19 protein-coding genes are annotated in these 15,852 nt (G+C 64.7%); 15 read left to right on the forward strand and 4 right to left on the reverse strand.

From position 1 onward, the window contains the following. Nucleotides 1-3: 3 nt before the first annotated feature. A complete protein-coding gene (locus tag EEB15_RS09275; RefSeq protein WP_141509549.1) occupies nt 4-396 on the reverse strand; it encodes a nuclear transport factor 2 family protein in 393 nt (130 codons plus the stop codon). Between the two features lie 204 nt (nt 397-600). Between EEB15_RS09275 and EEB15_RS09280 the strand changes: the two genes are divergently transcribed. Next, nucleotides 601-1,407: a helix-turn-helix domain-containing protein gene (locus EEB15_RS09280; protein ID WP_158290048.1), complete on the forward strand. Its 807-nt coding sequence runs from the start codon at nt 601-603 to the stop codon at nt 1,405-1,407. 15 nt (nt 1,408-1,422) lie between these two features. On the opposite strand, the gene EEB15_RS09285 is transcribed toward EEB15_RS09280, so the two are convergent. Beyond that, a complete protein-coding gene (locus EEB15_RS09285) occupies nt 1,423-2,085 on the reverse strand; it encodes a pyridoxamine 5'-phosphate oxidase family protein (RefSeq protein ID WP_158290049.1) in 663 nt (220 codons plus the stop codon). Between the two features lie 19 nt (nt 2,086-2,104). After that, on the reverse strand, nt 2,105-3,130 hold the full coding sequence (locus EEB15_RS09290) for a carbon-nitrogen hydrolase family protein (RefSeq protein ID WP_141509686.1): 1,026 nt from the start codon (nt 3,128-3,130) through the stop codon (nt 2,105-2,107). A gap of 165 nt (nt 3,131-3,295) precedes the next feature. Here EEB15_RS09290 and feaR point away from each other — a divergent pair, with 165 nt between their 5' ends. Next, nucleotides 3,296-4,252: a transcriptional regulator FeaR gene (feaR, locus tag EEB15_RS09295; protein ID WP_141509552.1), complete on the forward strand. Its 957-nt coding sequence runs from the start codon at nt 3,296-3,298 to the stop codon at nt 4,250-4,252. A 31-nt stretch (nt 4,253-4,283) separates the two neighbouring features. On the opposite strand, the gene EEB15_RS09300 is transcribed toward feaR, so the two are convergent. Beyond that, entirely contained in the window at nt 4,284-5,054 is a 771-nt protein-coding gene (locus EEB15_RS09300) for a LuxR C-terminal-related transcriptional regulator (protein WP_158290050.1), read from the reverse strand. Between the two features lie 96 nt (nt 5,055-5,150). Between EEB15_RS09300 and EEB15_RS09305 the strand changes: the two genes are divergently transcribed. The 13 genes from EEB15_RS09305 (at nt 5,151) to EEB15_RS09365 (ending at nt 15,839) form a co-directional block, all read left to right on the forward strand. Continuing rightward, on the forward strand, nt 5,151-5,804 hold the full coding sequence (locus tag EEB15_RS09305; RefSeq protein WP_141509554.1) for a polysaccharide deacetylase family protein: 654 nt from the start codon (nt 5,151-5,153) through the stop codon (nt 5,802-5,804). An 18-nt stretch (nt 5,805-5,822) separates the two neighbouring features. Further along, nucleotides 5,823-6,806, forward strand: a complete 984-nt coding sequence (locus EEB15_RS09310) for a tripartite tricarboxylate transporter substrate binding protein (RefSeq protein WP_141509555.1) — start codon at nt 5,823-5,825, stop codon at nt 6,804-6,806. Between the two features lie 10 nt (nt 6,807-6,816). Then, the gene (locus EEB15_RS09315; RefSeq protein ID WP_141509556.1) at nt 6,817-7,383 is read left to right on the forward strand and encodes a VOC family protein; all 567 of its coding nucleotides are present in this window, start codon (nt 6,817-6,819) and stop codon (nt 7,381-7,383) included. Between the two features lie 20 nt (nt 7,384-7,403). Next, a complete protein-coding gene (locus EEB15_RS09320) occupies nt 7,404-8,183 on the forward strand; it encodes an SDR family oxidoreductase (protein WP_141509557.1) in 780 nt (259 codons plus the stop codon). Nucleotides 8,184-8,191: 8 nt separating this feature from the next. Beyond that, nucleotides 8,192-8,986 carry a crotonase/enoyl-CoA hydratase family protein gene (locus EEB15_RS09325; protein WP_141509558.1) on the forward strand — a complete coding sequence of 265 codons (795 nt, stop codon included), beginning with the start codon at nt 8,192-8,194 and terminating at the stop codon, nt 8,984-8,986. 19 nt (nt 8,987-9,005) lie between these two features. Next, complete coding sequence (locus tag EEB15_RS09330) at nt 9,006-9,593, forward strand: NADPH-dependent FMN reductase (protein WP_141509559.1); 588 nt, start codon at nt 9,006-9,008, stop codon at nt 9,591-9,593. Next, nucleotides 9,590-10,456 carry a fumarylacetoacetate hydrolase family protein gene (locus EEB15_RS09335; RefSeq protein ID WP_141509560.1) on the forward strand — a complete coding sequence of 289 codons (867 nt, stop codon included), beginning with the start codon at nt 9,590-9,592 and terminating at the stop codon, nt 10,454-10,456. Before EEB15_RS09330 ends, EEB15_RS09335 begins: the two co-directional genes overlap by 4 nt. 22 nt (nt 10,457-10,478) lie before the next feature. Next, nucleotides 10,479-11,606: an MBL fold metallo-hydrolase gene (locus EEB15_RS09340; protein ID WP_199236492.1), complete on the forward strand. Its 1,128-nt coding sequence runs from the start codon at nt 10,479-10,481 to the stop codon at nt 11,604-11,606. A gap of 12 nt (nt 11,607-11,618) precedes the next feature. Then, the gene (locus EEB15_RS09345; protein WP_141509561.1) at nt 11,619-11,909 is read left to right on the forward strand and encodes a LysR family transcriptional regulator; all 291 of its coding nucleotides are present in this window, start codon (nt 11,619-11,621) and stop codon (nt 11,907-11,909) included. A gap of 279 nt (nt 11,910-12,188) precedes the next feature. Further along, nucleotides 12,189-12,848, forward strand: a complete 660-nt coding sequence (locus EEB15_RS09350; RefSeq protein WP_158290051.1) for a DUF3348 family protein — start codon at nt 12,189-12,191, stop codon at nt 12,846-12,848. Continuing rightward, on the forward strand, nt 12,845-14,761 hold the full coding sequence (locus tag EEB15_RS09355; RefSeq protein ID WP_141509563.1) for a hypothetical protein: 1,917 nt from the start codon (nt 12,845-12,847) through the stop codon (nt 14,759-14,761). Before EEB15_RS09350 ends, EEB15_RS09355 begins: the two co-directional genes overlap by 4 nt. Next, entirely contained in the window at nt 14,758-15,423 is a 666-nt protein-coding gene (locus EEB15_RS09360; protein WP_141509564.1) for an OmpA family protein, read from the forward strand. The genes EEB15_RS09355 and EEB15_RS09360 overlap by 4 nt, the downstream gene beginning before the upstream one ends. Next, entirely contained in the window at nt 15,420-15,839 is a 420-nt protein-coding gene (locus tag EEB15_RS09365) for a DUF2894 domain-containing protein (protein WP_141509565.1), read from the forward strand. Before EEB15_RS09360 ends, EEB15_RS09365 begins: the two co-directional genes overlap by 4 nt. The last annotated feature ends 13 nt before the right edge of the window (nt 15,840-15,852 follow it).

The following is a 15,852-nucleotide window of genomic DNA, read 5'->3' on the forward strand; positions in this document are numbered from 1 at the left end:
GCATCAACGTCCCCAGAACGCATCTTCCTGTTCAGGATCGCTGGAAAAAAGCCGGGCCTCGACGATCTTGCCGCCTTCGATGCGCAGCAAGTCGATTCCGTGCTGGGACATGGCAGCCCCATCCCGCCGGCCTTCGAACTCGATTTCGACGGTCACCCACGAGCCGTTCGCCATATAGCGGTGCGCACGGGTGATGGCGAAGGTTCCGTTGGACACGGCCATCATCTCGCCAATCATGGCGCCGACGGCCTGGGCTCCCTTGTGCGTGCCGGAGAACCGGTTTTTTCCAGGCTGGTGCCATACGAGTTCGGGTGACAAGAGGCCTGCGAGGGCAGCCTGTTCGCCAGCCTGAACGGCTTGGATGTACTGCTGTGCGGTTTCGATTTCGGTCTTCATCTGATCCTCTTTGCGGTTAGGGGCTGATATTGCGGGGTGGTTGAATTGTTCCTTCCGGAAGGGGCGAAGTCACGGTCGCAAAGTGCCGCGAAATGGTAAAAACAGGACATGCCATCAACACGCCGACCGGCCCGCACAAGTAGCCTGGAGCGCATCGGCTACGGCCCGCCCGCGCCCTATACGCTGGACATCGAAGTCGTTCCTATGCGTGAGCTGCGCACCAGGGCGCCTTCCGCCGACCTGCGGCGGCCGCACCGCATCGAATTCCACGAACTGATCTTTGTCACGAGCGGATCGTGCACGCATGTGGTTGATTTCGAACCCATGCGATGTGCACCCGGTTCGGTGCTGGTCCTCCAGCCGTCTCAGGTCGAGCAATTCGACGTGGCAGCGCCGTGGGACGGCTGGCTGGTCCTGTTCCGTCCAGAGCAGCTCTTTGCCGCAGCTCGGGACAAGCAGGCCGAACCCAGTCTTGTCGAAGCCGTAGCCGAACTTCCGGCCCGCATGGCGTTGCGGCAGGATGACCATCCTGCCTTCCTGAGCTGCGTTGCCCAGATGCACAAAGACGCGCGGACGCACCTGGGCACTTCGGAACTCCAGGCCCTGCTCTCCCACCAGTTGTGCACATTGCTCGTGAGGCTCGTTCTCGCGAATCGGCGGCGTGGCAGTGCACTTGGAACGGACCGATCACAGGTGGATCGCTTCCGCCGCTTCCGCCAGCTCGTGGACCGGTCCTTCGCCCAGTGGCATACGTTGGCGCCCTACGCCGATGCCATCGGATGCACCGAGCGCACCCTGACACGCGTGGCGCAGGCCGTCGCCGGCACCAGTGCAAAGGCCATGGTGACGAACAGGATTGCGCTGGAGGCCAAGCGTCTGTTGGCCCACACGGCCGCCCCAGTGAGCAGCATCGGCGACCAGCTTGGCTTTGAAGACGCCAGCAACTTCACCAAGTTCTTCCGGCGCGAAACCGGTTGCACGCCTCTGGAATTCCGCTCCGGATACCGGTAGGTTGCCGGCGCGTCTTCAGGCAAGCGGATCGCCCTTTCCGACCATTTCGCCCCACTGATCCATGGTGATCAGGCCCATGTCGGCTTTGCCTTGATCGCGCTTGGGTAGCACCGCCTGAATTGCATCGATCCGCTTCCAACCGGGAATTGGCTGCTCGCCGGTCGCCGTGTCGGGAACATATCGAGAGCCTTCAAGGCGTTGCATCCTGGGGATGTAGCGCGGGCAGTTGGTGATGAGGGCGGTGATGTCCACCTTGACCGCAAACTGTGCCCCGGGCCACAGGCCCACGATGGCCGGGTCGTCAGTCAGCTGCGCATCGCCTTGCACGCGCAGGCGGCTCGGTGTGACGAAGTCCATGAACAGCAGCCCAACATGCGAAGTCGATGCGATGTTCCCCATGGAGAAGAACATTCCATTGCCGTCGAAGCAGGGAAACACGAGGGTCGTATCGTCGGGCATCCTGACGAATCCTTTGGCTCCCCCTTTGAAGCTGACCGTGGGTGACCCTTTCGGATCCACCGATGCCAGCCAGAACATCTCTGCCTGCTCGATGGATGCTCGATCGTTGGGTGAAAGGCTGTTGTGCACGATCACCTGAAGCTCAGCTGCGGCGAGTGCCTCGGTGTCAAATCGCTTTTGAAGTTCAAGCGCCTTCTCGGTGTAAGCAAAGCTCGTCATTTGAGGTTCTTCCAAATTCTCAGGAAACGAGCGACGGCACCGCGGGCTCGCCCATACCGTCATCAGCTACCGTGATGCCCGGCATCACATTCGCCACCACACGATCCCCCGGGGTCTTGTTCAGCAACAGGCGCGTCACGTCCGGTCGTGAGTAGTGCCCCGCCGGATCGGCAACCGACTTGGACAAGGAGATCATGCCCAGGTCGATGTCGGCCACCACCAGTCCTTCTTCCTTCTCGGGCAGCGGCGTACCCAGCGAAGCGCCGTCGGGGCCGTAAATGCGGGCAAAGCCTCCACCTTCCAGCAGCAGCTGACGCTGCAGGTCGTCCGTGCACAGCATTTCGTGCATTTCCTTGGACACAGTGGCGGTTGGTGCCAGCACAAAGCAACTTCCCTCGGTGGCGTAGACCTGACTGGCCGCGTTGTTCACTTCGGCGCTCAGCGCGTGCGCCGCCCCGCGGTAAACCGAGAAACTCGGCCACGCGGCAACGTGGATCTGTTCGTTCTGCGCATACATCGCGTACTTGCTCAGCGGCTGCAGATGCTCCCAGCAGCACAACATTCCGACGTTGCCGATGGCTGTTTCCATCACCGCCAGATCGGTGCCATCGCCCTCACCGAAAACGGAGCGCTCCACGTGCGTCGGCTTGAGCTTGCGGCGGGTCTTGACCACGTTGCCTTGGTCGTCGATCAGCGCCTGGCCCATGTAAAGGCTGCTCCCCGACTTCTCGCTGTAGCCCATCGCCATCCAGATTCCCAGATCGCGCGCCGCGGTGGTGAGCCGCTTGAAGTTGGCGGAGCCGACCACGAGCGAGTTATCGCTGTAGCGCTGAACATATTGCATGCCCATCGCGGGCGAAGTCAGCCAGATCCACCACGGGTATCCGGGAATCCAGGTCTCGGGGAAAGCAATCAGCTTCACGCCTTGCTCGGCGGCCTCTTTTGCCAGCCGAATCGTCTTGTCGATCGTGGCGTCGATGTCAAGGAAAACCGGGGCGGCTTGAACGGCGGCGACGCGCAACTTTGGATGGATGAGGGCTGGCATATCGGGGGTCTCCGGGTGGTTTGGGTGGGGAGAGCCGATGGTCCGACTCGCAACCGGCGCCGTCTTGTCCTGGAGTGACGGGCTTGTTGCCCGGGCTTCTCCAGGGTTTCCAAAGGTTGTTGCTACCCAGGTTCGCATGCACAATCCAGCGATAGGCAGCAATCCATGACTCTTCTGCTGAACACCCATGCCGTGCCGCCTCGCGAACGCCTGGCGTACTGGACCGACATGATCTGCAACACGTACGTGCAGCTCGAGTGCGACGCGATTGAAAGCGATCGCTTCGCCGGTTCCATCAACAGCCAGAGCATGCCCGGGCTGGATCTTTCCGTCGTCGCTTCGGGCGCCCAGAAGGTCCTGCGCACGCCCCGACACATCGCGCGGGCCAACGACGACTATTTCCTGGTCAGTATTCAGACGCAGGGCAAGGGCGTCTTGCGTCAGGACGGCCGCGATGCACTCCTGAACCCTGGCGACTTCGCGCTGTATGACAGCACGCGCGCCTACGAGCTGCATTTCGAGGGCGACTTCCAGCAGATCGTACTGAAGCTGCCCGGTGAGCAACTGCGCAGCGCTGTGCGCGATACGGAGAAGCTCACGGCGACGACGGTCTCGGGACGCGCAGGGGCAGGACACCTCATGATCGGCATGATCAAGACGCTGTGGGAAGACATCGACGCGCTCGAGCCGGCATCGGCCGTGGCAGTGGCGGGCGGCGTGCTCAACATCCTCGTCGCCGGGTTGCAGACGTTGCCCGCCAGCAAACGCCGGGGCGTGTCCACGTTGACCAGCTACCACCTCACGCGCATCAAAGGCGAGATCGATTCCAGGTTACGCAACCCCGCGCTGACGGTGAGCGATGTGGCCCGCGATCTTGGAATTTCCGTGGGGCACATCCATCGGCTCTTTCGGCAGGAGGCCACCAGTCCCGCGCAATACATTTGGTCGCGCCGGCTCGAGATGTGCAGCCGCGACCTCGTGGATCCGCGCTGTGCCGGGCAGTCGATCAGCGAAATCGCTTTCAGCTGGGGATTCAACGACGCCGCGCACTTCAGCCGTTCGTTCCGCGACCGGTTCGGCGTTCCGCCGCGCGAGTGGCGCGGCCGCCCCTCGCTGACCTGACCCCGGCGTGGCGCCGACCCGCTCGAAAAAGCTAGGCTGCCAAGTTCTCCAGCAACCGCCGCAGCAGCTCTGAGCGATCCCCAACCTTCAAATGAAGGTACGCGCGCTTGCGGTAAGTGGTGCACGTCTCCGCACTCACACCCAGATCGCGCGCAATTTCTTTCATCGACATCCCATACACAATGCGCGCACACACCTCGCACTCGCGCCGGCTCAACGCCGAGGGAATCGCGGCGAAGCGAGAAGCCAGTTCGTCGACCGAGGAGAACAACGCGGACAGCGAAGTGTCGCGGGCCAACAGCTCATGGTGTCTCGCCACACAGGAAATCAGGGTGTCGGCAATCGACTGGATGGCCTGGTTCTCCGACTCGGAAAAGAAACCTGCCGACTGCTCGCGGAACAGTGACACGCCATAGAGGCCGCTGCCGCGTTCACCCACCAGCATCGCGCGCCCCGCCAGTCCCTGGGTGTGGAACAGCTCGTGGCGGAACTCGGGATCGTCCACATTCTCGGCCGCGACGCTGGCCACCTCGGATCGGTAGCCTGACAGCTTGCTCTTGAGGCCCTGGTAGATCGCATCGCGCTTCCAGAAGTCCTTGCGGTAGCGGGCCGAGTTGTTGCCCGCCATCTGCGTGCCATCGGCACTGGCGGAACCCAGCACTTGAAGGTCGTCTTCCTCGAAGCGAAAGAGCACGCAATGCGCCGCGCCCACGACCACATTCAGGTGTGCCAGCAACTTGGGGGCGAACGCCTTCCGGCCGATCTCGTCGAGCGCTTGGGGCAGTAAGAAGTCGTCGTCCATGGCACTAGGGGAAAACCCGTCCCCGAACGCAGGGACATCCCTTCGGGGGACAGATGCCGATGATAAGCACATGAATCCGATGACGCGACTGTGGACATGAAACGCCTGACCCTGAGCTTCGACAATGGCCCCTTCGAGGGCGGCACCCAAGCCGTGCTCGAAGCATTGGCCGAGCGCTCCCTCAAGAGCAGCTTCTTCCTGGTGGGTAAGCAGCTCACATTGCCGGGCGCGAGGGCGCTGGCGCAGCAGGCGAAGGCCGAAGGCCACTGGATAGGCAACCATACGCTCAGCCACGACGTTCCGCTCGGCCGAGGCGATGCACCCAACGGGCACCACGTGCGCGAGATCGCCGGGATGGACGCGCTGCTGGGTAACTTGAAAGAGGCCGTGCCGATGTTCCGGCCCTATGCCGGCAAGGGAATCCTGGGCCAGCACGTTTTCTCGCGCTGCGCACTCGAACTCCTGAGGGATACGGGCCACACGGTGGTGCTGTGGAACAGCGTGCCGCGCGACTGGGAGCAGCCTGCCGACGCCTGGGTCGCCCGCGCGCTGGCGGACATCGACGCGCAGGACTGGACCGCCGTCGTGCTGCACGACCGGCCGAACGAGGCGATGACCCACCTTCCGCGTTTCCTGGATGAAGTGCTGGCACGCGGGGTCGAGATCCGCCAGGACTTTCCCGCGGACTGCCTGCCTGTTGTCGGCGGCCAGCAACGCAACGACACATCGGCGCTCACGGGCCGCAACTGAATTCGCAAGGAGACAAAGATGAATACCAAACCACCCACTCGCCGCAGCTTTCTTGCCGCCGGCACCGCCTTGGTGGCCGCGGCCACGGCCTTGCCCGCAGCGGCGCAGATCGGCGGCAGCGGCATCCGCATGGTCGTGCCCTTCGCGGCCGGGGGTGGCTCCGACGTCATCGCCCGCCTCGTTGCGGACGGGCTGCGCGAGGCGCTGCAGGAAGCCGTGATCGTGGACAACCGCGCGGGCGCCGGCGGCAACATCGGCACCGCGACGGTGGCGCGTGCCGATGCCGACGGGCGAACACTGCTGTTCACGCCGCAAAGCCCGATCACCATCGCCCACCTGCTGGAGCCCAAACCGGCGTTCGACGCGCAGAAGGATTTCGTGCCGATCGCGATCGTTGCCCGCACGCCGCTGGTGCTGCTCGTCAACGCGGCGGTGCCTGCCAAGTCCATGGCCGAACTGGTCGCGCTTTCCAAGGCCAAGCCCGGGTCCCTCTTCTACGGAGCGCCCAGCCCCGAGTTCGCATTCACGACCGAGCTGCTGGCGCGCGAGTCGGGCCTGGTCATGACCGGCGTTCCCTACAAGGGCAGCGCGCCTGCACTGACCGACCTGATGGGGGGCCAGATCCACGTGTTGCTGTCGTCGGCCGGTGCCGCCAAAGCGCAGCTCAAAGACGGCAAGGTCAAAGCGTTCGCACTGGTGGGCGGCGCGCGCTCCAACGACTTCCCCGGGGTACCGACCACGGAAGAACTCGGGCTGCGCAACTTCAAGGTGTACGGCTGGTTCGGCCTGTTCGCGCCGGCCAAGACCCCCGAGGCCACTCTGAAGCGTCTGTCGGCCGCGGCCGTGAGCCTGGGCAGCAACCCGGCGTACCGCGCCAAGCTGGCCCAGGCCGGCTACGAAGCGATGGCCCTGGACCGCGCGCAGTCCCGCGTCGCCGTGGACGAGCACCGCGAAATCTGGAAGACGGTGGCGCCGCGTGTCAGCGCGAAGTTGATCAACTAAAGGAATCGTCATGCGAAAGCCCAACCCCCCGCTGGAGCGCCTGCCCCAGCGGATGCACCACCACGCCTTCATCGTCCGTGACCAGGAGGTGAACCGCCAGTTCATCGAGGACCTGCTGGGCATTCCGCTCACCAGCACCTGGTGCGAAGAAGTCTTCAACAAGACGCTCAACGCGCCGCTGAACCTTTGCCACACGTACTACAGCTTCGGCGACGAAAGCGCCCTGTCGTTCTTTCAGTTCGCCAACCCCGGCGCGTACGAGACGTTCCGCCCGCCCGTGCTGCCCAACCTGCGCTACGACCACCTGGCCATGAAGGTCGACCTGGAAATGTACGAAGAGATCGAGCGGCGGCTGAAGGCGGCGGACTACCCGTTCAACGAAACGCACCACGGCTACTGCATGTCGCTGTACGTGACTTCGCCGGACGAATTCACGATCGAGTTCGCCTATGACGCGCCCAACACCGCCGAGATCTTCGAAGAGCGCATGCAAGCCGACCCGCACCGCGAACTGCGCGAATGGCTCGCCGGCAATCGCACCACCAACAACAACTGGAAGCAGCAGAAGCTGCGCTGACCGCTCACAGGAAACTGATCATGGATCTGGGTTTGAACGGCCGGAAGGCCATCGTCTGCGCGTCGTCGCAAGGGCTGGGGCTGGCGTGTGCCGAATCGCTGGCACGCGAAGGCGCCGTGGTCGTCATCAACGGGCGGCATCTCGACAAGCTCAGGGCCGTCGCGGCCGAGCTGGCGCACAAAACAGACGCGCAGGTGATTCCCATCTGCGCCGACATCACGACCGCTGAAGGTCGCCAGGCCTTGCTCGCCGCCTGCCCGGAGCCGGACATCCTGGTCAACAACAACGCCGGCCCGCCGCCCGGCAAGCTCAATGACTGGACGCCGGAAGCGTGGCACGACGCATTGCAGGCCAACATGCTGAGCCCGATCTATCTGATCCAGTCCGTCATCGAAGGCATGCGGCAGCGCAAGTTCGGCCGCATCGTCAGCATCACGTCGGCCATGGTGAAGACGCCCAGGCCGCACATGGCGCTGTCCAGTGCGTCGCGCACGGGCCTGACCGCCTTCACCAAGGCCCTGTCGCTCGACGCGGCCCGCGACAACGTCACCTTGAACCAGCTGCTGCCGGAGCGCATCGACAGCCCGCGCCAGGTGGCAATGACGGAACGGATGATGGCCCAGGAGAAGCTGACCTGGGACGAAGCGCGCACGCGCATCACGGACAACGTGGCGGCGCGGCGCTTCGGCACCCTGCGCGAGTTCGGCGACGCCTGCGCCTACCTGTGCAGCGTGCAGGCCTCATTCATCTCGGGACAAAACCTGCAGCTCGACGGGGGCTCGTACCCCGCATTGATGTGAGCAAAACCATGAACGAAGCGATCCTGCTCGACATCGACGGACCCGTCGCCGTCATTACGCTCAACACCCCGGCCACGCGCAACGCATTGGCCACCCAGGCGCAATACGCTGCCATCGAGAACGCCTGCGCCACCATCTCGGCCGACCGGCGCATCCGCGCCGCCATCGTCACGGGGGCCGGCAGTGCGTTCTGCGCCGGCGGCGACATCAAGCAGATGCTGGAGCGCATCGACGACCCGAAGCTCGAAGCCGTCGATGACCGCTATCACTACAAGGAAGGTATTCACCGCATCCCGCTGGCGCTGTACCAGCTGGAGGTTCCCACCATCGCCGCCGTGAACGGGCCGGCCATCGGCGCCGGGTTGGACCTGGCTTGCATGTGCGACATCCGCGTCGCGGCGACGCAGGCACGGTTCGCGGAGAGCTTCGTCAAGCTGGGCATCATCCCCGGCGATGGCGGTGCTTTCCTGCTGCAGCGCATCGTCGGGCCGTCCAAGGCCGCGGAGATGACGTTCACCGGCGAGGCCATCGACGCGCAGGAGGCGCTCGCCTGCGGACTCGTATCGGCGGTGGTACCGCAGGCCGAGTTGATGGCGCATGCGATGCAACTCGCGCACCGCATCGCGGCGAACGCGCCGCACGCGCTGCGGATGGCCAAGCGGCTGATCCGCGAGGCGCAGCACGCACGGCTGGAGTCTGTTCTCGAGCTGTCGGCGGCTTTCCAGGCGATCGCGCACAACACCCGCGACCATGCCGAGCGCATCACAGAGGCCGTCGGGCGCTTGCGTTTCGCCGCGGCGTGAACCCGAACGGCCGACACCCATGAAACCCAAGCTCCACACACTGATCTGCAGCACCCGTCCCGGCCGCGTCGGGCCGGCGATTGCCCGATGGGCGCATGACACCGCCACGGCCCACGGCAAGTTCGACACCCGGCTGGTGGATCTGACCAGCTTCAACCTCCCGGTCTACGACGAGCCCGCACATCCGCGCTTGCAGACCTACAACCACGCGCACACGCGAGAGTGGAGCGCCTCGGTCAGCGCAGCCGACGCATTTCTCTTCGTCATGCCGGAATACAACTACGGCCCGCCCCCTGCCCTGCTCAACGCCATGACCTACCTGGTGCGGGAGTGGCAGTACAAGCCCATGGCGTTCGTCAGCTACGGCGGCATGTCGGGAGGTGTGCGGGCGGTGCAGGTGACCAAGCAGTTGCTGACGACGTTCAAGATGGTGCCGCTGCTGGAAGCAGTGGCGATCCCGAATGTCACTGAGCATGTGAGCGGTGACCGCTTCACGCCCAACGAAATCATTTCCCGATCCGCCGCAACGATGCTCGACGAGCTGCACAAGTGGACCGGTGCATTGCTGGCATTGAGCCGGCCTTCCCCGACAGAGAAACCCGAATGAAATACATCAGCTTCATCCACCGTGACAGACCTTCGTACGGCGCCCTGTTGGGCGATCGGATCGTCGACCTCGGGGCCTTCTTCGGCGGCCGCGCGCCCGACCTGAAGGCCCTGATCTCGAACGACCGGCTTGAACAAGGATCGAACGCCGCAGCCATCCAGCCGGCAACGCTGGCGCTGGCGGACGTGACCCTGTTGCCCGTGATCCCCAACCCCGGCCAGATCATCTGCGTGGGACTGAATTACGCCGACCACGTGCAGGAAACCGGCCGCGTGATCACGGAGGCACCGACGCTGTTCCTGCGGGTTCCCCAATCACAGGTAGCGCACGGCCAGGAGATCATTCTCCCGCCCGAGTCAACGCGCCTGGACTACGAAGGCGAGATTGCCGTGATCATTGGCAAGGGCGGCCGCCGCATCAGCGAAGACGAGGCCTGGAACCACATCGCCGGTTATGCCTGCTACAACGACGGCAGCGTCCGCGACTGGCAGAGCGCCACGTCGCAGTTCACGGCCGGCAAGAACTTCTGGCGCACCGGCGGCTTCGGCCCCTGGATGGTGCCGGCGAACGAGATCGCCCCGGGCCAGACGATGACGCTGACGACGCGCCTGAACGGTGTCGAGCTGCAGCGCGCGACCACCGACATGATGCTGCACAGCATCCCGCGACAGATCGCCTACATCTCGACCTTCACGCCCCTGGAGCCCGGCGACGTCATCGTGACCGGTACGCCGGGCGGTGTCGGCGCCAAGCGAACACCCCCGCTGTTCATGAAGGCGGGCGACGTGGTCGAGGTCGAGGTTGACGTCATCGGGACCTTGCGCAACCCGATCGCCGCGGAGAGCTGCGCACCCATTCACTAGCAACAACACACTGGAGACAATCATGAACGACAAACGTGCAAGCCATGGCTTTCGACTCACGCTCGCGATGCTGGCCTGCGTCGGCGCGGCGACACTCGCGGGCTGCAACGGCGGCGGCGATGCGCACGCCCAAGGGCGCAAGGGCGGCGAGGCCACGGCCTGGGGGCTGCCCTATTTCAACATGCCCGACATCGTGCCGCCCAACGTGCGGCAGGACGCGTACACCCCGCTGACCGATGCGCAAGCAGGCCCGCCGATCGATCCGATCAAGGGCTACCGCACGGAAGACCTGGGCGGCGGTGTCTACATGGTGGGCGACGGCATCTACAACACCATGTTCGTCGTATCGGATGCTGGCGTCATCCTGGTCGACGCGCCTCCTTCCATGGGCGAGAAGACGCTCAACGCGATCCAGCAGGTCGCACCGGGTTCGAAGATCGTAGCGCTGATCTACAGCCACGCGCACATCGACCACATCGGATTCGCGGCCGGCGTGGTCAAGGCCTTTCCTGGCATTCCGATTTACGCGCACGAGGAAACCCGCAAGGCGCTCGCCCAGGCGAACGACCCGAATCGCCCGGTGCCCACCAACACCTTCAACACGCTCGACGTGGACTTTCCGGTGGTGGTGGGCAACCAGAAGCTCGTGCTGCGGTATCCGGGGCCCAATCACGACCCGGGCAATATCGGCATCTATCACCCGGGCCAGAAGGTGCTGATGCTGGTGGACGTGGTCTACCCGGGCTGGATGATGTGGCGGCGCCTGGGGTTGGCCACCAATATCCCCGGCTACTTCGGGCTGGTCAAGAGCATGAATGCACGATGGGACTTCGACAAGCTGATCGCGGGGCACTTCCAGCCCGGGACGAAGGCCGACGTCGAGACTCAGCTCGAATTCATGACGGACATGCACAACGCCTTGACCGAGGCGATCAGCACTATCCCCTATTCGGACGGCCGCCTGAACGCGGCGGACACGAAGAACTCCTGGGCCGCCACGCGCGACTGGACCGACCGCCTGACGAATCATTGTGTCAACAAGGTCACGCCGAAGTGGTCTACCCGGCTCGCGTCCTTCGACGTGTGGATCTACGAGCAGTGCATGGCGCTGGAACAGAGTATCCGCATCGACGGGCCGAGTCTGCGTTAGGCGCGAGGCAAATTGCAAGGCAGGTCTGGCGCGGTCAACCTGGCGCGCATCGACCTCACGTCGATCCGCCTGGTGGTGCTTTGTGCCGAAACCGGTTCGCTCTCGGCGGCCGCCAGGCTCGCGCACCTCTCCATTTCAGGCGCGAGCCACAGGCTGAGCTTTCTCGAAGAGTCACTGGGCACGACACTGTTCGAGCGCCACCGGCGAGGGCTGCGGCCTACGCGCGGTGGGCAGATGGTCGCAAGCGACGGCCGGCTCATGCTCACCCTGCTGGAGAATTTGGTCAATAGCCTGATTGAATAGCTCCCGGCCGCGCGTCCCCTGCCTCTTTATTGAGCGCCGCCCGCCAGCCCAATGCTGGCGCGGGTTTCGCGGGTTGTCCCTTGACCTATCCACAGCCTCACCCACACCTGCCGTGGGTAACTTCCATGCCTGCGCGGGAAACGGCCCCGCAAATGGTTTCTAATACGGGTCCGCAACGGACCCTCGCGTGTTTCGAGGGGCAGCGCCAGCCGCTGTTCGTGCCACTCATTGCCAACCCCCACAAAGATTTGAAGCGCCCATCGGCGCGAAGGAATTTTTTTGCGCTGGAACATCGACAGTTCAAGGCTCGTCCGCTTGCTGAGCGGCTGGGCACCCCTGGACGCGCATGCGCCCGGGATGGACATTGCCGAGCGGCTGGGCCTGTGGGTGAGCGCGTTCGACGCCATCGGCTTGCAGGCGGCACAGCAGTCGATCATGACCTTGACACGTGCTGCGCCGGCCAGTCCACCGAGACCTGTCCAGGCATGCGCCAAATCCGTCGCGGAAGATCTTGTGCGCGTGCGCACGACCCTGGCCCATCTCATCGCCAAGGAAGCTGACTCGCTCACTGCGGACGACACAAGCTACGCCCTCTATCACCAGCTTCATCTGAGGCTGCAGCGTGAAATGGAACAGGCGATCGCATCGCTGCGTGACCGCGTCCGCCAGACCCTGAGTCGAATCTCGCCGCGCCTGCGGCAGCTCGCCGCGCTCGATGCGGTGCTCGAGCAGGTGATTGCCCCACGCGAACAAGCGCTGCTGCCCACGACATCCACGCTGATGGCGAGACGCTACGAGCAACTGCGCGCTACCGAGGGTGGGCTCGATGGCTTTGCCAACGAGTGGCGCCAGGCGTTGCTGTCGGAGCTCGACCTGCGGCTGGAGCCCGTGACGGGCCTTGTCGACGCGCTGCGCAACGAGCCAATGAATCCACAATGAACAAGCATTTCTTTTCGGCGGCGTTTGCCGCGGGGCTGGCGGCCGTGGGCTGGGTCGGCTGGGGCTTTGTGGGCTCGAGCTGGCTCGCACTGTTGATGACCGCGGTGATCGGCGGCGTCTACCTGCTCGGCGCGTTCGAGCTGAGGCAGTTCCGCGCGGCAACAGCGGCGTTGGCATCGGCGATGTCCAACATTCCCCAGCCGATGGCCGGCCTCGGCCAGTGGCTCGACAAGGTACCCGCAACCCTGCGCAACGCCGTGCGCCTGCGCGTCGAAGGCGAACGCAGCAGCCTGCCCGGGCCGGCGCTCACGCCTTACCTGGTGGGCTTGCTGGTGATGCTCGGCATGCTGGGCACTTTCCTCGGCATGGTCGTCACCTTCAAGGGCGCCGTGTTCGCACTTGAAGGCTCGACCGATCTGCAGGCCATCCGCTCGGCGCTGGCCGCGCCCATCAAGGGGCTGGGCCTGTCGTTCGGCGCATCGGTGGCCGGGGTGGCGGCTTCGGCCATGCTGGGTTTGATGTCGGCCATCAGCCGACGTGAACGGCTGGAAGTTGCGCGCCAACTGGACGGCCTGATCGCGGGCGACTTGCGGCCGTTCTCGCTTGTTCATCAGCGTGAAGAGACGTTCAAGGCCCTTCAGGTGCAAGCGCGCGCATTGCCCGAGGTGCTCGACCGGCTCGACGCGATGACGGAGCGCATCGAACGGCGCAGCCAGCAACTGGACGAGCAACTGCTGGAGCGGCAGGCCCAATTCCAGCGCGAAGTGACGATTGCTTTCACGGACTTGGCCCACAGCGTGGGCGCCTCGCTCAAGGACAGCCTGGAAGCCAGCGCCAGGACGGCCGCGGAGAGCATCCGGCCCGTGGCCGAGTCGACACTGACGCAGATTGCGCAGGAATCGCGGCACATGCAGGAACGCCTGGGCGATGTAGCGAAAGCGCAGGTCGACGCCTTGTCGCAGCAGTTCAATGCGCTGCTGGCGTCTGTCGATGACAGCCTCGCCCGCACGCAATCCGACCATGCCCTGGCGCAGCAACGGATGCTGCAGGCCTGGGCCGACAACACCAGCGAACAGACGACCCGCACGGCACGGCTGCTGGGCGAATCGACTGAACTGGTTCGATCGCGCGCCGAAGTCGAGGCCCGCTGGATCGAGCAGCACGGCCTGCGCATGGACCAGCTGTCGGGCCTGTGGCGCTCGGAACTGGCCGCGCTGCGGCATGACGAAGACGTTCGAGGCCAAGCCGCGGTCGACAGATTGGGTGAATTGCAAGCCGCCGTCGCGCGGCACCTCGCAACGCTGGGTGCCGCGTTGGAAGAACCCCTGAGCCGGCTGCTGCAGACCGCCTCCGAGGTTCCCCAAGCGGCCTCCGGCGTGATCGCGCAGCTGCGGCAGGAAATGAGCCGCCTGGCCGAACGCGACAACCTCGCACTGCAGGAGCGCACGGTCTTGCTCGAACAGCTGGGCGTGCTGCTGCAGACGGTCAACCAGGCCGCCGGCGAGCAACGCGGGGCCATCGAAGCGATGCTGGCCTCGGCCTCCTCGGTGATGAACCAGGCCGGCACGCAGTTTTCGCAGGCATTGGATACGCACTCGGGCAAGGCGGCCGAGATGGCGGCGCACATCAGCGGCAGCGCACAGGAGCTTTCGGGTCTGGCCGGGGCCTTCGGCCAAAGCGTGCAGCTGTTCCAGGCGAGCAACGAGAAGCTCACGGAGAGCCTGCGGCACATCGAAGCGTCCATCAACCGTTCCACGGCGCGCAGCGACGAGCAACTGGCCTATTACGTCGCACAAGCCCGCGAAGTCATCGACTTGAGCATTTCCTCGCAGCAGGGCCTGTTCGAAAACCTGCGCCAGTTGCAAGGCCGCCAGGGCAAGGCTGTCGCGTTGGCCGCAGAGGAGCGTGAATGATCGAGGACGGCGACGCCGACGCCGCACAGTCCGCGCCGATCTGGGCAGTGTTCGGCGACCTCATGTCGGGCCTGCTCGGCGCGTTCGTGCTGATTTTGGTGGGCGTGCTGGTGGTGCAGATGGACCTGGTGGCCACGTTGAATGCCGAGGTCGAGAAGCGCCGGGTCGAAGAGCAGCGGCGCATGGCTTTGGAAAAGGCGCTGGCCATTCCGCTTGCGTCCGGCCGCGTGACGCTGAACAACGGCCGCATCGGCATCAGCGGCAGCGTGCTGTTCCCGGTGAACTCGGACCAGTTGCGGCCCGAGGGGCGGTTGCTGCTCCAGAGCCTGGTTCACCCGCTTCGTGTGTACTTGAGCGAGCGGGGCGAGATGCTGATGGTCAGCGGCTTTACCGATGACAAGCAGATCCACGAAGGCAACCGCCGGTTCGCGGACAACCTGGAGCTGTCGGCCCAGCGAGCGCTCACGGTGACTCGCGCGTTGATCGAGGAAGGCATGCCCTCCGCGCAGGTCTTCGCCGCGGCGTTCGGTGCCGAACAGCCGGTTGCGCCCAACGCGAGTGAAGACGGCCGCGCGCTGAATCGTCGTGTGGAGATGGCGCCTGTCCCCAAGTCGGCCGGCGCCAATGGTTCCGTCACTTCATCGCGCCCCGCCACGCCATGAGTGAGAGCAGGCAGTTCCAAGCGGGCAGCTCGCCGCTGGCGCAGCTGAACCATTACATCCGCTCTGCCAGGGCGGCGGCCCACGAGAAGACGCCGCTGCTGGATGAGACGCTGGACGAGCGCGAGCTCTTGAGCGCACGGCGCTTCCGGCAAGCGTGGGAAGCTTGCCGAACGCACGATGATGTGGAAGAAGCGATTGCAAGAAAGCCCGCCAACGCCGGCCCGCTCAACTCGCACGTGTTGGTGCTGCAGGCCCTGGGCATGATGCAAACGCTGTCGCCTGAGTACCTGCGGCGCTTCCTGGCGCATGTGGAGGCGCTGCAGTGGCTGGAGCTGGCGCGTGACAAATACCCGCGTCCGCAGGCGGCACAGGCCAAGGCCGCGAAGCCAGCGCGGCGGAGCCGGCAGAAAAAGTAAGAAGAATGACGCA

This window comes from Ramlibacter sp. WS9 (assembly GCF_003797765.1).
GTDB lineage: Bacteria > Pseudomonadota > Gammaproteobacteria > Burkholderiales > Burkholderiaceae_C > Ramlibacter.

Coding starts and splice junctions, on each gene's coding strand:
- EEB15_RS09355 (WP_141509563.1), top strand. CDS start 12,845: ATGAACAAGCATTTCTTTTCGGCGGCGTTTGCCGCGGGGCTGGCGGCC.
- EEB15_RS09280 (WP_158290048.1), top strand. CDS start 601: ATGCGTGAGCTGCGCACCAGGGCGCCTTCCGCCGACCTGCGGCGGCCG.
- EEB15_RS09330 (WP_141509559.1), top strand. CDS start 9,006: ATGAAACCCAAGCTCCACACACTGATCTGCAGCACCCGTCCCGGCCGC.
- EEB15_RS09360 (WP_141509564.1), top strand. CDS start 14,758: ATGATCGAGGACGGCGACGCCGACGCCGCACAGTCCGCGCCGATCTGG.
- EEB15_RS09335 (WP_141509560.1), top strand. CDS start 9,590: ATGAAATACATCAGCTTCATCCACCGTGACAGACCTTCGTACGGCGCC.
- EEB15_RS09275 (WP_141509549.1), bottom strand. CDS start 396: ATGAAGACCGAAATCGAAACCGCACAGCAGTACATCCAAGCCGTTCAG.
- EEB15_RS09325 (WP_141509558.1), top strand. CDS start 8,192: ATGAACGAAGCGATCCTGCTCGACATCGACGGACCCGTCGCCGTCATT.
- EEB15_RS09285 (WP_158290049.1), bottom strand. CDS start 2,085: ATGACGAGCTTTGCTTACACCGAGAAGGCGCTTGAACTTCAAAAGCGA.
- EEB15_RS09290 (WP_141509686.1), bottom strand. CDS start 3,130: ATGCCAGCCCTCATCCATCCAAAGTTGCGCGTCGCCGCCGTTCAAGCC.
- EEB15_RS09320 (WP_141509557.1), top strand. CDS start 7,404: ATGGATCTGGGTTTGAACGGCCGGAAGGCCATCGTCTGCGCGTCGTCG.
- feaR (WP_141509552.1), top strand. CDS start 3,296: ATGACTCTTCTGCTGAACACCCATGCCGTGCCGCCTCGCGAACGCCTG.
- EEB15_RS09315 (WP_141509556.1), top strand. CDS start 6,817: ATGCGAAAGCCCAACCCCCCGCTGGAGCGCCTGCCCCAGCGGATGCAC.
- EEB15_RS09340 (WP_199236492.1), top strand. CDS start 10,479: ATGAACGACAAACGTGCAAGCCATGGCTTTCGACTCACGCTCGCGATG.
- EEB15_RS09310 (WP_141509555.1), top strand. CDS start 5,823: ATGAATACCAAACCACCCACTCGCCGCAGCTTTCTTGCCGCCGGCACC.
- EEB15_RS09305 (WP_141509554.1), top strand. CDS start 5,151: ATGAAACGCCTGACCCTGAGCTTCGACAATGGCCCCTTCGAGGGCGGC.
- EEB15_RS09300 (WP_158290050.1), bottom strand. CDS start 5,054: ATGGACGACGACTTCTTACTGCCCCAAGCGCTCGACGAGATCGGCCGG.
- EEB15_RS09365 (WP_141509565.1), top strand. CDS start 15,420: ATGAGTGAGAGCAGGCAGTTCCAAGCGGGCAGCTCGCCGCTGGCGCAG.